Origin of the sequence: Prosthecobacter sp. (genome assembly GCF_034366625.1) — a bacterium.
In the GTDB taxonomy this organism is placed as follows: domain Bacteria; phylum Verrucomicrobiota; class Verrucomicrobiia; order Verrucomicrobiales; family Verrucomicrobiaceae; genus Prosthecobacter.
Genome location: NZ_JAXMIH010000011.1, coordinates 162,139 through 177,109, shown reverse-complemented (window position 1 = coordinate 177,109; position 14,971 = coordinate 162,139). Strand labels below are relative to the sequence as shown.

The 14,971-nt window shown below is 60.7% G+C and carries 8 protein-coding genes and 1 pseudogene; all 9 read left to right on the top strand.

Going from position 1 to position 14,971, the window contains the following annotated elements; genetic code table 11:
• The first annotated feature begins 7 nt into the window (after positions 1 to 7).
• The 9 genes and pseudogenes from U1A53_RS14465 to U1A53_RS14425 all read left to right on the top strand — a co-directional run bounded on the left by U1A53_RS14465 (position 8) and on the right by U1A53_RS14425 (position 14,971).
• Positions 8 to 2,770, top strand: coding sequence for a PSD1 and planctomycete cytochrome C domain-containing protein (locus U1A53_RS14465; RefSeq protein ID WP_322281994.1), 2,763 nt, complete (start codon positions 8 to 10; stop codon positions 2,768 to 2,770).
• Positions 2,771 to 2,819: 49 nt separating this feature from the next.
• Positions 2,820 to 3,857 carry a tRNA pseudouridine(13) synthase TruD gene (locus tag U1A53_RS14460; RefSeq protein ID WP_322281993.1) on the top strand — a complete coding sequence of 346 codons (1,038 nt, stop codon included), beginning with the start codon at positions 2,820 to 2,822 and terminating at the stop codon, positions 3,855 to 3,857.
• Between the two features lie 39 nt (positions 3,858 to 3,896).
• A complete protein-coding gene (locus U1A53_RS14455) occupies positions 3,897 to 5,366 on the top strand; it encodes a DUF1501 domain-containing protein (protein ID WP_322281991.1) in 1,470 nt (489 codons plus the stop codon).
• Between the two features lie 12 nt (positions 5,367 to 5,378).
• Positions 5,379 to 6,428, top strand: a complete 1,050-nt coding sequence (locus U1A53_RS14450; RefSeq protein ID WP_322281990.1) for a hypothetical protein — start codon at positions 5,379 to 5,381, stop codon at positions 6,426 to 6,428.
• Between the two features lie 5 nt (positions 6,429 to 6,433).
• On the top strand, positions 6,434 to 7,687 hold the full coding sequence (locus tag U1A53_RS14445; RefSeq protein WP_322281989.1) for a sulfatase: 1,254 nt from the start codon (positions 6,434 to 6,436) through the stop codon (positions 7,685 to 7,687).
• A 52-nt stretch (positions 7,688 to 7,739) separates the two neighbouring features.
• Positions 7,740 to 10,049 (top strand): hypothetical protein, encoded by a 2,310-nt coding sequence (locus tag U1A53_RS14440; RefSeq protein WP_322281988.1) that lies wholly within the window; start codon positions 7,740 to 7,742, stop codon positions 10,047 to 10,049.
• Positions 10,050 to 10,124: 75 nt separating this feature from the next.
• Complete coding sequence (locus tag U1A53_RS14435; RefSeq protein ID WP_322281986.1) at positions 10,125 to 10,658, top strand: sigma-70 family RNA polymerase sigma factor; 534 nt, start codon at positions 10,125 to 10,127, stop codon at positions 10,656 to 10,658.
• Complete coding sequence (locus U1A53_RS14430; protein WP_322281984.1) at positions 10,655 to 12,181, top strand: LamG-like jellyroll fold domain-containing protein; 1,527 nt, start codon at positions 10,655 to 10,657, stop codon at positions 12,179 to 12,181. The genes U1A53_RS14435 and U1A53_RS14430 overlap by 4 nt, the downstream gene beginning before the upstream one ends.
• A pseudogene (locus tag U1A53_RS14425) lies at positions 12,105 to 14,971 on the top strand (PSD1 and planctomycete cytochrome C domain-containing protein). The gene U1A53_RS14430 and the pseudogene U1A53_RS14425 overlap by 77 nt, the downstream one beginning before the upstream one ends.

The window sequence follows — 14,971 nt, the reverse complement described above, 5'->3', positions numbered from 1 at the left end:
ACGATTCATGAGGTTCCTCTGTCTTCTTCTCACCACCTCCGCTCTCGCCGCGCCCATCGACTTTGTGCGCGATGTGCGCCCCATCTTCCAAAAGCACTGCTACGAGTGCCACGGCGAAAAGAAGCAAAAGTCCGGTCTGCGCCTCGACATCAAATCGCTCGCCTTCAAAGGCGGCGACAATCATGCGCCTGACATCATCGCCAAGAACGCGAAGGACAGCCCACTCATCCACTTCCTCACCACCGATGACGAGGACGAACTCATGCCGCCGAAAGGCAAGCTCTCCTCTACCGAGATCGAAACACTCACTGCCTGGATCAACGAAGGTGCCGTGTGGCCGGATGGTGTCGATCTCGCCAAACTCGAAGACCGTCGCGATCACTGGAGCTTCAAGCCACTCAACAAATCCACGATTGGTTCGATTGATGGCTTCATTGAGGCAAAGCTCAAAGAGAACAGCCTCGCCAAATCACCCGAGGCTGATCCGATCTCTTGGCTGCGTCGTGTCACCTTTGATCTCACCGGCCTGCCGCCCACGCCTGAGGAAGCCGCCGAGTTTTTGAAGAGTAAAGACCATGCAGCCGTCGTCGAACGCCTCCTCGCATCTCCACGCTACGGCGAACGCTGGGCGCAGCACTGGCTCGATGTTGTGCGTTACGCCGACACGCACGGCTTTGAAGTAAACACCGAGCGGCCCAATGCCTGGCCCTACCGCGACTACGTCATCCGCGCCTTCAACAACGACACGCCGTATGATCGCTTCATCAAAGAGCAGCTCGTCGGCGATGCGATGGGCCAGGATGCCGCCACCGGATTCCTCGTCACAGCCTCCGTTTTGTTGCCGGGCCAGATCGGCAAAGACGATCAATCGAAGCGCCTCGCACGACAAGATTCCATCGACGAAATCGTCGTGAACATCGGCCAGACTTTCCTCGGCCTCAGCATCGGCTGCGCGCGTTGTCACGATCACAAATTCGATCCCATCACAGCTAAAGATTACTACGCCATGCAGGCATTCGTCGCCGGAGTCGAGTATGGTGACCGCGATCTGCGCACGCCGGAAGCCGAGGCAGCCCGCGCGCAAGCTGCGCTACTCAAACCGCGCCTCGCCGAGATCGACAAAGAACTCGCCCGCTTTGTCCCTTTGGCGAAATCCGGCACCGAGCGCCCCATGATCAACGCCCGTGAAAACGCGGATCGTTTTGCGCCAACGAAGGCCAAACGCGTGCGCTTCACCATCAAGTCCACGAACAATCTGGAGCCTTGCATCGACGAACTAGAAGTCTTCAACACCAGCGGCGAAAACGTCGCGCTCGCCACTGCGGGCACGCTGCGCAAATCCGGCGGTGACATCGGCGTGGCCGAGCGTCACGAGCTGCGCTTCATCAACGACGGTCGCTACGGCAACGGGCGCAGTTGGATGGCGAGCGACAAGGGCAAAGGCTGGATCGAACTAGAGTTCAAGCAGGAGCAGACCATCGAACGCGTCGTCTGGGGCCGTGATCGCGAGGGCAAATTCACTGACCGCCTCGCCATCGACTACCAAATCGAGATCGGTGACAGCGCAGGCCAATGGCACACCGTCGCCGATGCGAGCGACCGGCAAAAGTTTGACCCGAAAAGCAAAAAGCTCGTGAAGCCGAACCTCAGCGGCCTCAGCCCCGATGAGACGAAGCGCGCCAAACCTCTCATCCAGGAAAAAGCTGACATCGAGGCCAAGATCAAAGCTGCAGAAAACGCGCAAAAGGTCTTCGCTGGCACCTTCCGCACGCCGGATGACATCCACCTCCTCAATCGCGGCGATCCCGAGCAACCGAAGGAACCCGTCACTCCCGCCGTCCTCACTGCCCTCGGTGATTTGAAGCTCACCAAAGAAACGCCTGAGCAACAACGCCGCCAAGCTCTCGCCGAATGGATTGCGAATCCACAGAACCCACTTACCGCCCGCGTCATGGTGAATCGCATCTGGCAAGGCCACTTCGGCACCGGCCTTGTGCCCACACCGAGTGACTTCGGGCACTTGGGCATGAAGCCCAGCCATCCCGAACTTCTCGACTGGCTCGCCGCTGAGTTCATCCGCAGTGGCTGGAGCGTGAAGCACATGCATCGCTTGATCGTGCTCTCGAAGACCTATCGCCAGAGTTCTTCAACAGGAGATAACGAAGCAAAAAAAGATCAGAAGTCTGATTCTCCGTTTTCTTCGTTATCTCCTGTTCAAATCGATTCCGACGTCCGCTACCTCTGGCGCTTCCCCTCTCACCGTCTCGAAGCCGAATCCATCCGCGACTCCATGCTCGCCGTCAGTGGTCAGCTCAATGTGAAGATGCATGGCCGTGGGTTCAATCTCTTCGATCAACGCGGCGGCCTCAGCGGCTTTGATCCCATCGAGACCTTCACGCCCGACAACCAACGCCGCATGATTTACGCCCACAAAGTCCGCCGCGAGCCCGAGACCGTCTTCGGCGCATTCGACTGCCCTGACGCCGGCCAAAGCACCGCCATCCGCCGCGCCAGCACCACTCCGATCCAAGCCCTCAACCTCTTCAACAGCCTCTTCACTCTCGCCCAGGCTGATGCCTTCGCCGCCCGCGTGAAAAAGGAAGCCGGTGAAGACAGCGCCAAACAGATCACCCGTGCCTACCAACTCGCCCTCAGTCGTGCGCCAACACACAAAGAACTCGCCGAAACCCAGCCCGTCGTGCGCCAGCACGGCATCGCCACTCTTTGTCGTGCGTTGTTCAACTCGAACGAGTTTCTTTTTGTCCCCTAGTTGCATCCCTCATTGGCCGGACCGCGTGAGTGAGATAGGATGAGTCTTCATGGAAATCGACTCAATCGAACCACCCTACCTGCACGGAGGCCCGCTAGGTCGCGTCGGATTCAAGACGCAGCCTGAGGACTTCATCGTGGAAGAGCTGCTGGGCTTTGAGCCTTCCGGTGTCGGCGAGCATTGCCTGGTGTGGGTGGAAAAGCGTGATCTGGACAGCAACACAGCGGGTGCGCGACTGGCAGATGCGCTGGGATTGCGTCGGCGGTTGGTGAGCCACTGCGGACTGAAGGACCGCCATGCCGTGACGCGGCAGTGGTTCAGTCTGCACATGCCGGGACAACCTTCACCAGAGCCAGCGGCGCTGGAATCGGAAGGTTTGCGCGTGCTGCGCGTCACGCGAAACACCCGCAAGCTGCGGCGAGGCATCCATCTCGGCAATCGCTTCACCATTCGGCTGCGTGAGCCTGACTTCGATGCTGCGGAGAGATGGAGTCAGATCGTGAGTGTCGGCGTGCCGAACGTGTTCGGCAGCCAACGATTCGGCAATGAAGGCCGCAATGTGGAGAAGGCGATCGCCATGTTTCGCGGTGAGTTCACGCCAGGGGATCGTCTTCTGCGCGGGCTGCTGCTGTCGGCAGTGCGCAGCCATTTGTTCAATGCGGTGGTGGCTGAGCGAATGGCGCGTGGCATTTGGGACCGGGCGCTGCCGGGTGAAGTGTATGGCTTTCCCGACAACGGTACGCTGCTACTCATCGAGAACCAACGTGGAGATGAAATGCAGCGCTTCGCCGATGGAAAAGTGGAAATCACCGCGCCGCTGTGGGGCTGCGGTGATCTGCACACCGCGGGCGAGGTCCGTGAGCTGGAGATGGAGGTAATGTCTCGCTTCCCCGAGCTCACAGCCGGGCTTGAAGCCGCCGGGCTGCGCCAGGAACGACGCGTCATGCGATTGCGCCCGATGAATCCCGAATTCGTGACCTTGGAGGGCGGTGATCTGCAACTGAGCTTTGATCTGCCTCGCGGCACCTATGCCACAGCCATCCTGCGGGAACTGGCGGTGCTGGAAGAACCGCGAGAAACTCCGTAAAATGTGGCCGCGCCAGGGAGATTACTCCGTGACGACTCGATGACACACTCCCCCGAACACCTCTCCCTCGCAGGACGCCATCTTTTGGATCGTCGGCGATTCCTTTCGAGCAGCGCCACGGCACTTGGCTCCGTCGCGTTGACAAATTTGCTCGGGCTGGATGGCCTGCTCGCCGCCAATGGTCCGAACATCGACCCCGGCCGACCTTATGCGCCGCGACAGCCACATTTTCCGGCGAAGGCGAAGAACGTCGTCGTCATCTTCTGCGCCGGTGCGGTGAGCCAGCTTGAAACATGGGATTACAAGCCGGAGCTGATCAAGTGGGACGACAAACCCTTGCCCGGAGGCCCAGCCGTGACCTTCCAAGGCCCCGCAGGCAATCTCGCACGACCTCAGTATGCCTTCCGACCACGCGGTCAGACCGGCAAGTGGGTGAGCGACATGATCCCGCATCTCGCGGAGCTGACGGATGACCTCGCGTTCGTGCATTCGCTCACGAGCAAATCAAACACGCATGGCCCGGCGGAGAATTTCCTCTCCACCGGTTCCGTGCTCGATGGCTTCCCGAGTCTCGGTGCCTGGACGACGTACGCGCTTGGCAGCGAAAACCAGGATTTACCGTCCTACGTCGCCATTCCTGATCCACGCGGTGTGCCGCAAAATGGTGCCAACAATTGGGGGCCGGGTTTCCTGCCCGCCGCCTTCCAAGGCACCACGATGAGCAGCAAAAGCCCCGTGCGCCATCTCTCCGCGCCCGGAGTCTCCGCACAGGCGGATAAAGCCGCGCGTTCTCTGCTTCAAAAGATGAATGCGCGGCATCTGGAGGCGAATCCGGGAGATCAAAAACTCGCTGCACGCATCGCCAGCTACGAACTCGCCGCGCGCATGCAGCTCAGCGTCCCCGAGATCAACGATCTCAGCACCGAGCCAGCGCACATCCTGAAGCTCTACGGTGCCGACGACACGCAGAACGCCGACAAGGCCGCGTTTGCCAAGAACTGCATCCTCGCCCGTCGTCTCATTGAGCGCGGCGTGCGTTTCGTGCAGCTTTTCAACGGCGCGTATGCCAGCGGCGGCAAGCTCAACTGGGACGGCCACAGCGACCTCAAGACACAGTATGACGTGCATGCCTCCATCCTCGATCAACCCGCCGCCGCTCTGATCCGTGACCTCAAACAGCGCGGCCTGCTTCAAGACACACTCGTCGTCTGGTGTACCGAATTTGGTCGCATGCCCTTCTTCCAAAAAGGCGCGAAGGGTCGCGACCACAATCCCGACGGCTTCACCTGCTGGATGACCGGCGCAGGCGTCAAACCCGGCGTGAGCACCGGCGAGACCGACGAACTCGGCCAGAAGGCTGTGAAGGACATCCATCCGCTCTACGACTTCAATGCCACCATCCTCCACCTCCTCGGACTCGACCACGAGCGCCTCACCTTCGAGCACAATGGCTTCCAACGCCGCCTCACGAATGTGGAAGGCCATGTGATCAAGCAGATGCTAGTGTGATCGCTTCACAGAATGACGAAGAGGCTCCATCTCTGGCTCGTCGCCCTGCTTTCCCTCGTATCAGCATCGAGTGGTCATGATCTCGCGAAGTTGGAGCGCTCGTTCTGGCTGAATGCATCGCTGGCAGTGCCCAAGCTTGGCTACTGGGGCACCAGCTTTGCGCCGCCAGAAGCACCGACATCGACCGAGATCACCAACGCCGCGCGAATGCTCATCGAGCGAGCGAATCCGAACCGGCTTTACCTCATTCACCATCACGAGCTGCCCGTTGCCGAGACGAAGCGCATCTTCCGCGACTGGCGCAAGGCCTGCCCCGCTTCGGTGGAGATTGTTCCCGCGCTGGTGCTCAAGATGTATGACAAGGCCACGACACCTGTCTTCACTGCGGCGGAGCTTGATGAACTGCTCACGTTTTTCAAAACGGAGATCCATGCCGAACGCATCGCCGTCTATGACGTGCTGCCCAAGCGTGATCAAGGTGCAGGACTGCACGCGATGGCGAAGCAGTTTCCGAAAGGCCTGATCCGCGTCGGCTTGCAGCCGGACGAGCCGCTCGACGCGCCGTTCACCGCCGCTGTGGAGGACACCTGGAGTGGCTTTTGCCACGGCTTAACGAACGAGGACTGGCAGGATCGCGGCTTTGGTCGCGACACCTTGCGGAAGTGGGTTTCACTACGCAACGAGCAGACCAAACCCATCGCCTATGATCTCATCGTCGTGGCCTGGGACTACGCGAACACGAAGCGCGGTGAATACCCCGGCTACGACGACGCACACAAGAACATGCCGCTGCCCGCAGGCCGGAATCGCCTCGCCGTGGATGAAATCCTCGCCAATGCCAAGCCTAGCGTGCTCTCGGGATTCAGCGCTGATCTGCTCATCATCGAGCTGAACTCCGAAACGCCACAGCATGATGGCAACGACTCGTTTTACAAGACACTCAAGGCTGGCCGGAACTACGAGGGCTACTATGCGAAGCCGTGGCAGGAAGTGTGCGAGGCTTTCAAGGCGTTCAGTTCGGGCAAAAAAACTGGCACGACAGGTGAATCGGTCGTGAAATAGTCAACATGTCACGACTCTTCCTGCTGCTCGCCTGCGCCAGCCTCCATGCCGCAGTGCCGAACGTCATCCTCATCAACTGCGACGACCTCGGGTATGGCGATCTCGCTTGTTACGGTGCCAAAGACATCCGCACGCCGCATCTCGACCGCATGGCGGCGGAGGGCACACGATTCACGGACTTCAGCGTCACCTCCGCGCTCTGCACGCCCTCGCGCGCTGCTTTGATGACGGGGAAATATCCGGGACGTCTCGGACTAGCAACAGGTGTCCTGCGTCCTGATGCGCAAAACGGCCTCGCGGGCAGCGAAACAACCCTGGCAGAGGTTTTCAAGGCCGCCGGCCACACCACCGGCTGCATCGGCAAATGGCATCTCGGTTTCGTCAAAGGCATGCGGCCGATGGATCAGGGCTTCGACAGCTATTACGGCGTGCTGCACAACCTCGATAAGTTTGAGACCGTCGTCTTTGAAAAGGAAGGCGGCATGCCCGTGCTGCGCGGCGACACCGTCGAGAAACGGCCCGCCGTGCCCGCCGAAATGACAGGACTCTACACCGCCGAGGCGCTGAAATTCATCGAAGCCAATCGCGAAAAGCCCTTCTTCCTCTATCTCGGCCACGCCATGCCGCATCTGCCCTTCGACGCATCGCCAAAGTTCAAAGGCAAATCGCAGCGCGGCCTCTACGGAGATGTGGTGGAAGAACTCGACGATAGCACCGGCCAGATCCTCGACAAACTCCGCGCCCTCGGCCTCGCGGAGAAGACGCTCGTCATCTTCACCAGTGACAACGGCCCCGAGCGCAAAACACCCGGCACCGCCGCGCCACTCACCGGCACGAAGCACACGGTTTATGAAGGCGGCCTGCGCGTGCCCTGCATCATGTGGTGGCCCGGTAAAGTGCCTGCGAATCGCGTCTGTGCTGAATTCGTCAGCACGCTCGACCTGCTGCCCACCTTCGGCCACCTCGTCGAAACACCACCGCCCGCGAATCTTGACGGCCTTGACCAACTTGACCTTTTTCTCAACGCTGAGGCCAAATCCCGCCGCACCACGCTCTTCTCCCTCTATGGCTACAAAGAACGTCGCCTCGAATCCATGCGCGAAGGCCGCTGGAAGCTGCATTTGAACCCGAAACCGATGCTTTTCGACCTTCAGGCCGATGTGTGCGAAATGACGGACGTTTCCACGCAACATCCCGAGATCGTCCAAAAGCTCACCGAAGCCGCGAAGGCCATCCGCGAGGCCACTTTGGGAGAGTAGCAAATGTTTTGAGCTTGCGGCATGGCGTATGGTTTTGGTATCACCGCATGCCATGAGACATCTGCTGCTGGTTTCCTTGTTGCTCACGTTCGCCTCTTCCTTCTCGCAAGGCCAAAACCGTTCTCGGGACGACGGGACGCCTTTTCCTGTCGAGGAGCCTGTGCCGGTGAAACAGGACGCGATGCTGGAAAAGGACTACCAGGCCGAGCAACGGGCCTGGGCCAGGCGCATGCTTCTGGCTCCGGCGCAGGAGCGCTGGAAGAGCCAGCCGTGGGCAGCGGAAGCCTCCGCCCTGATCGAATCCGCGCTGGAACAGGCGGAGAAGGAGTTTCTCGATCCTCATGCGCTTTCGCCGCTGGCAAACCAGTTTCGCGAATTAATGCAAAAGGCTCCGGACGAGCCGCTCGTGCTCGTTTTCGGTGCGCGGGCCGTGCTGGAGGTGACGGACTCATGGCGGGAGCCGACCCCGCCGTTGGAAAAGGTGCTGTCACGATCCTTCCAGGAACTGGGCGGAGCCTTGGAGTGCCTCGCGCTTCACACGCGATGGCTGGCGGCGGAAAAAGATGGCGTCAACAAGGACGCCATCGCATCTCGCTGGGCGCAGGCAGCCATTCGTAGCCTTGGCGATGGCAGCTACGACGAGGCGACTCATGTCGTGCTGCTGCGACAGCACCTGGTCCTGATGAACACCGTCGATTTCACGCAGCCGGGGCCACTGGAGGGCTATGGCAAGGCAGTGGAGGCCGCTGCTCTGCCGGACTGGTTGAAGCTCACTTTGCGTGGCATCGCGGAAAAGGAACTGGGCTGGGTCAAGCGCAGCAGCGGGTGGGCGGACCGTGTCACCGACCAGCAGTGGAAAGGCTTCGCGGAGCACCTCAAATCCGCGCGTGAACTGCTGGGGCAGGCGGCACGCCTGCGCCCTGACCGCCCGGAGGCCGCCACCTCCATGATCGCCGTGGCGATGGGTGAAAGCGTGGACCCGTCCGAGATTCGTGCATGGTTTGACCGTGCGGTGGGCGCCCAGTTTGACTACCAACCGGCCTACACCTCCCTGCTGTGGGCCTACCGGCCGCGCTGGGGCGGCAGCCATGAGCGGATGCTCGCCTTTGGCAAGGCCTGCGCGGAGACACGCCGTTACGACACGCGTGTCCCCTCCCTGCTCATGACCGCGGCCATGAACATCACGGAGGAGATTTACAGTCCGCAGCCTGTGTTCCGACATGACCAAGTGCGCGCCGCAATTTCCACGTTGAGCCGTGGTTACCTCGAAGCGGCGGCCGCCGCGCCGCCTCTGACGCGCCACCTGCGGCAGTCGGACGCGGCGCTGTGCGCCTGGCTTGCGGACGACGACGCGCTGGCAGCGCAGGCGCTCGCCGCCGCAGGTCCGCGCCTGCACCGCGGCACCCGATCCCGCCTGCACGAAATGTTTCTCCACGAGAGCCTCCTGCGGGCAGAGGTGGAGGCAGACACCGGTGCCTACGGCGAGGCTGTGCGCGCCGCCGCCAGTCCCGCGCCGGACGCTAAGGTCGAGGACATCCACGCCGCTTTTCTCAAGGTGGATGAGAAGGGCCTCTCCGACGACGCCCTGGAGTATGTGCGTGAGGCGCGAGAGTTCACCGGCCTGCAAAAAGCCGTGGAGGCAGGCGGCTGGGTGAGCCTGCCCTTCCGAAGGCATCTCACCGCCTTTCTCCAGCCTGAGGAGGGAGACTGGAGCGTGGACAAGGAAGGCTGCCTCGTCAGCCGCGGCACGGACCATCCGCGTTCCCGCCTGCTGCTGCGCGTGCCCTTGGGGCCGGACATTGAGATGAAGGGCGAGATCGCCCTCGACATGCCCGCCGGAGTTCAGCGCAGCCGCTTTGGTCACGGCTTCGGGCCCTTGCTCCACTGGCTGCCAGACTGTGTGAATGGCCTGCGCGTCATGATCATTCCGATCCGCGGCGATCAGGCCGCCACGAAGGCCTGGTGCGCGAGCCCGGACAAAAGCACCCGCTCGGTCGATTTTCGCCTTCAGGAGTGGAATACCTTCAGCGTACGCACGGCTGGCGGAAAAATCACCTATGAGGTGAACGGCCGCACCGTCGCCACGCGCGATGACATGGCGCGGCTCGGCCTGGAGGTGGAGGCCGGCCTGATCGGCTTCAACTCTTATCGCATGCCTCCCGGCAGCACGGCACGCGTGCGGAACGTCAGCCTGCGCAAGATCAATGCCGCCGCGCTTGCCCCGGCGGCCGTGCCCGCCCTCGCGACTGTTTCAACCGCCGCCTCCGGCCTTCCAGACTGGACTTGGAAAGCCGCCGGCATCTTCGCGCTGCTGCTCCTGGCCATCTTCATTCCGCGCCTGATGCCAAAACAGGAAGACTGACTTATCGAACGCCGGGCGAGCCTGCCTGATGAATTATTGGCACTGCGTCGGCCATCGTCGGGAATACACTGGAGCATGCCAGATTCGCCCAACAGCACCGAAAGCCTCATTCTGCTGCTCACGCAGCATCAGGAACCGCTTTTCCGTTACATCTTCAGTCTCGTGCCCTGCGAGGCCGATGCGCGGGACATCTTGCAGGAGACGAGCGTGGCCTTGTTTCGGAAGTTCGACCAGTATGACACCACGCGGCCCTTTTTGCCGTGGGCGTATCGCTTCGCTTATCTCCAGGTGCAGAAGCATCGCGAGAAGTCGGCACGCTCGCCGCTGCTGCTGTTTAGTGAGGATGTGATCGACCTCATCGCGAATGAGCGTGCCCACATTGAACCACAACTCGACGAGCGTCTGCGGCTCCTCGATGGCTGCCTCGGCAAACTCACGCCGCAGGACAAGGAACTGGTCACCAGCCGCTACGCTCTACGCCAGAGCGCGGAGGAGATGATGCAGCGCTTCGCCCTGAGCCGCCGCACGCTGTTCCGCAATCTGGAGCTGCTGCGCCAGCGCCTGCACGAGTGCGTCACACGCCAGCTTCAATCGGAGGGCCTCGCATGAACCTCGAATCGCTCATCCACACCCAGCTCGACAATGAGATCACGCCCGAGCAGCACGCGCAGCTCGAAAGCCTCCTGCGCAACGACTGGCAGGCCCGCCGCCTTTATCTCGAACTCGCCGATCAACACGCCCGCCTGCTCCAGCAGCCGCAAATCGGCACGGGTCGCCTTCAAAACCAAGCCTCTGCGTTCTCCCAATCTCTGCGGTGGAAAAAACTCATCCCAGCGTTCGCTGCCGCTGCCGTCATCACGCTCGCGTTTGTCTTCTGGCCACGCGAAACTACCGACGCCGAGGCCACCTCGAACGGCGTTGCCATGCTCAGCCAGACAATGGACGCCGAGTTCGAGCAAACCACCCTCCGCAGCGGCGACACGATCAATCCCGGCACCATCAAGCTCGCCAAAGGCCTCGCGCAGATCGAGTTCTTCAGCGGCGCCACCGCCTTGGTCGAAGGAGCCGCCGAAATCGAAATCATCTCCGCCTGGGAGGCACGTTGTGTTAACGGTCGCGTGCGTGTGCATGTGCCACCGGCTGCGAAAGGCTTCCTCATGCACGCCCCCGGCATAAAGCTGGAGGATCTCGGCACCGAGTTCGCGCTGAATGTGAAGGACAACACCAGTGCCGTACATGTCTTCGAGGGCGAGGTCATCGCGCACACCGACCAACCGCCCGCCAGCCTCAAAGAAGGCATGACGCTCGGCCAGACGACCGCTGGTTTCCTTCCCATCAGCGAGTTGCAAGGCTTGGTGAAGCAGCGCCAGAGCCAGCGCCATGCGGACTGGCAGAAGTGGTCGCAGGAAGCGCGCAAAGACCCGCGCCTCATCGCCTACTACACCTTCAAGCATTGGCCGGACGACCGCTGGGATCGGCTCGTGAACAACTTCACCGAGCCACGCCGCAAAGAACGCGCAGGCGGAGCCGTCGGAGCGAGCTGGACACAGGGCCGCTGGCCGGAAAAGGAGGCGCTTGAGTTCAAACGCCCCGGTGATCGTGTGCGCCTGAATCTCGACGGCACCTACCAGGCGCTCACACTCGCCTGCTGGGTGAAGGTCGATAGCGTGGACAAAAAGTATAACTCACTGCTGCTCACCGACTGCTACGACAACGGCGAGCCGCATTGGCAGATCCACGAGGACGGCAGCCTCATGTTCTCGATCATTTATCGACCTGCCGATGCCGCGAAGAACGCGATGTACAACCAGATGTATTACAGTAAACCCGTCTTCACCGCCGACAGCCTCGGCCGCTGGCATCACCTCGCCGTGAGCTATGACAATCAAAGCGGCGCGGTCATCCAATACTTCGACGGCCGCGAGGTCAGCCGCGAAGTTTCCGCGCTGCATCAACCCGGTCGCGACATCACCTTCGGTCCCTGCGAGATCGGCAACTGGGGCCTCCCAACCGCCAGCCACCCCTTCCCCATCCGCAATCTGAACGGCGCGATTGATGAATTTGCGATCTACAGCGCCGTTTTATCCGCCGCTGAGATTCAAACCATTTATCAACAAGGCCAACCCGAATGAGCTTTTTTATCCGCACATGACTGACAAAGCTATCCTCCTCATTTTAGTGGCTGTTTCCTCGCTCCATGCCGAGGACGCCGAGGCGTTGTTTGTGCGCCGCGTATGGCCGCTGTTTCAGGAGAAGTGCCTCGCCTGTCATGGGAACGACGAGAAGAAGATCAAGGGTGGCTTCGACATGCGCACGCTCGCCGCCACGCTCAAGGGCGGTGAGAGCGAGCAGACTGCGCTCATACCCGGCAAGGCGGATCAAAGCCCGCTGTATCTCGCCATCACCCGCAAGCATGACGACTGGGAGGCGATGCCGCCGAAGGAAGCCGACAAGCTCTACGCTGAGCAGATTGCCTGGATCAAAGACTGGATCACCGCAGGTGCTGCATGGCCGGATGAAGTCCGCCGCAATGAGATCGCGAAGGCCAACGCCGAGAAGTGGAGCGCGGAAGATGGCATCACGGTGAAGACGACAGGAGCGCTGTCGCCGGAGTGGGCAAACCGGCGTTATAAGCCGGAAGGTTTGTGGGCGTATCAGCCGGTGAAGAAACCGAGCGTGGAGCCAGAAGCGAAGGGCCAGGAAATTGATGCACTGCTGGCGGTCAAAGATCCCGCGCCGCCTGCGGATGCCCGCACCTTCATCCGTCGCGCCACCTTTGACCTTACGGGCCTGCCGCCGACGCCGGAGGAGGTGACGGCGTTTGTGGATGAAATGGATAGGACGAATGGGAGTGATGCGACCTATGCGAAGCTGATTGATCGTCTTTTGGAGTCACCGCACTACGGCGAGCGCATGGCGCGGCACTGGCTGGATGTGGTGCGCTATGCGGACAGCAGCGGTTTTGCGAATGACTACGAGCGCGGGAATGCGTGGCGCTACCGCGACTATGTGGTGCGCAGCTTCAATGCCGACAAACCGTATGACCAGTTCATCAAAGAGCAGATCGCAGGAGATGAATTGAAACCAAATGATGCAGAATCACTGATCGCGACTGGTTTCTTGCGCATGGGGCCGTGGGAACTGACAGGCATGGAGGTGGCGAAGGTGGCACGGCAGCGGTTTCTCGATGATGTGACGAACAGCGTGGGTGAAACCTTCCTCGCTCACTCGCTGCAATGCGCGCGCTGTCATGATCACAAATTTGATCCCATCCCAACGCATGATTATTACTCGATGCAGGCCTGCTTCTCGACCACACAGCTTGCGGAGCGTCAGGCACCGTTTTTGAAGGAGGAGAACACTGTGGGATTTGATGAGAAGAAGCATCTGGAGACGCGACGTATCGAACACATGCAGATGCTCAAGACCTTGGATGCAAAAATGCTCGCCAATGCCGAGAAGTGGTATGCCGAAAAGAAGCTGGACCGCAGTGCGTGGGACAAGGCGGTGGCATCAGCGCAGGCATTCATTGCGCAGGGCGGCAAGATGAAGAAGGGCAAGCGTGATTTCACCGGTGCCTTTGAGGTGGCCCGTAGCGCGATGCAGAAACAGAATCTGCCGGAAGATCAGTATCCGCCGAAGCTTGTCGGCTTCGAACCCGAGGATTACGGCAACGAGCGTGTGGCACGCAAAGGTCTGGAGCGGCTGAAGTGGGAACTGGAGCGCTATGAGCCCTTCGCATTCAGTGTCTATAATGGCCGCACGCCGCAGATCACGTCGGTCAATCAACCGATGCGGATGCCGCAGGATCGCATGACGAGCGGTGAACTGGAGCAGACGGCCATCCTGGGCGGCGGTGATCTGTTTTCGCCGACGAAGCCGGTCAAACCGGGCGTGCTGTCCGTTCTGGCAAGCGTCGAGTTTCGCGATGCTGTCGAAGGCCGTCGAATGACGCTGGCGAACTGGATTGCGAGCCAAGACAACCCGCTGACCACGCGCACCATCGTGAACCGCCTATGGCTCTGGCACTTCGGCCAGGCCATCGCGGGGAACCCGAACAACTTCGGCAGCACGGGGAAGAAGCCGACTCATCCCGAACTGCTCGACTGGCTGGCGGCGACGCTGGTGGAGAAGAACTGGAGCATCAAGGAGATGCATCGGGTGATCATGATGAGCGCGGCGTATCGTAGAGCGAGTTTTACGCCACCTTCAAACCCCGCCGCCTCATGGCCGAAGAGATGAGGGACACGATGCTCAGTATCACGGGTGAACTGAATCCCGCTCTCGGCGGCATCCCGAATCGCCCGGAGATCAACATCGAGGTGGCGATGCAGCCGCGGCAGGTGATGGGCACCTTTGCGGCAGCCTGGGTGCCGAATGCGTTGCCGGAACAGCGGCATCGGCGCAGTTTGTATGCGCTGAAGATTCGCGGCGTGCGTGATCCGTTCATGGAGGTGTTCAATGAGCCTGGGCCGGACTTTTCGTGCGAAGCACGTGAAGTTTCGACGGTCACGCCGCAGGTTTTCAGCCTGTTCAATGGTCAGGCGAGTTATGATCGTGCCTTGGCGCTGGCGAATCGTGTTTTGAAGGAAAAATCGGCTGATGTGATCGAGCGAGTGTTTCAGCTCACCTATGGCCGGACTCCAACGGCGGATGAGAAGGCAGCTTGCGAAGCCCACTGGCAGCAGATGCAGAAGAAACAAGCCACCGTGGTCATTGCGACACCCAAACCGCCACTGAGCGTGAAGCGCGACGCTGTGGAGGAGAACACGGGCGAGAAGTTTTCGTTCCACGAGAAGCTGCCCGGATACACCGAGTTCATTCCCGACCTGCAACCTGCTGATGTCGATGCTCGCACGCGTGCGCTGGCAGATGTGTGCCTCGTGTTGCTGAACTCGAATGAATTTTCTTATCTCTACTGA

Bases quoted from the DNA above. Each gene is read 5' to 3' on its own strand.
- U1A53_RS14465 (WP_322281994.1), top strand. From the start codon at position 8: ATGAGGTTCCTCTGTCTTCTTCTCACCACCTCCGCTCTCGCCGCGCCC.
- U1A53_RS14460 (WP_322281993.1), top strand. From the start codon at position 2,820: ATGGAAATCGACTCAATCGAACCACCCTACCTGCACGGAGGCCCGCTA.
- U1A53_RS14455 (WP_322281991.1), top strand. From the start codon at position 3,897: ATGACACACTCCCCCGAACACCTCTCCCTCGCAGGACGCCATCTTTTG.
- U1A53_RS14450 (WP_322281990.1), top strand. From the start codon at position 5,379: ATGACGAAGAGGCTCCATCTCTGGCTCGTCGCCCTGCTTTCCCTCGTA.
- U1A53_RS14445 (WP_322281989.1), top strand. From the start codon at position 6,434: ATGTCACGACTCTTCCTGCTGCTCGCCTGCGCCAGCCTCCATGCCGCA.
- U1A53_RS14440 (WP_322281988.1), top strand. From the start codon at position 7,740: ATGAGACATCTGCTGCTGGTTTCCTTGTTGCTCACGTTCGCCTCTTCC.
- U1A53_RS14435 (WP_322281986.1), top strand. From the start codon at position 10,125: ATGCCAGATTCGCCCAACAGCACCGAAAGCCTCATTCTGCTGCTCACG.
- U1A53_RS14430 (WP_322281984.1), top strand. From the start codon at position 10,655: ATGAACCTCGAATCGCTCATCCACACCCAGCTCGACAATGAGATCACG.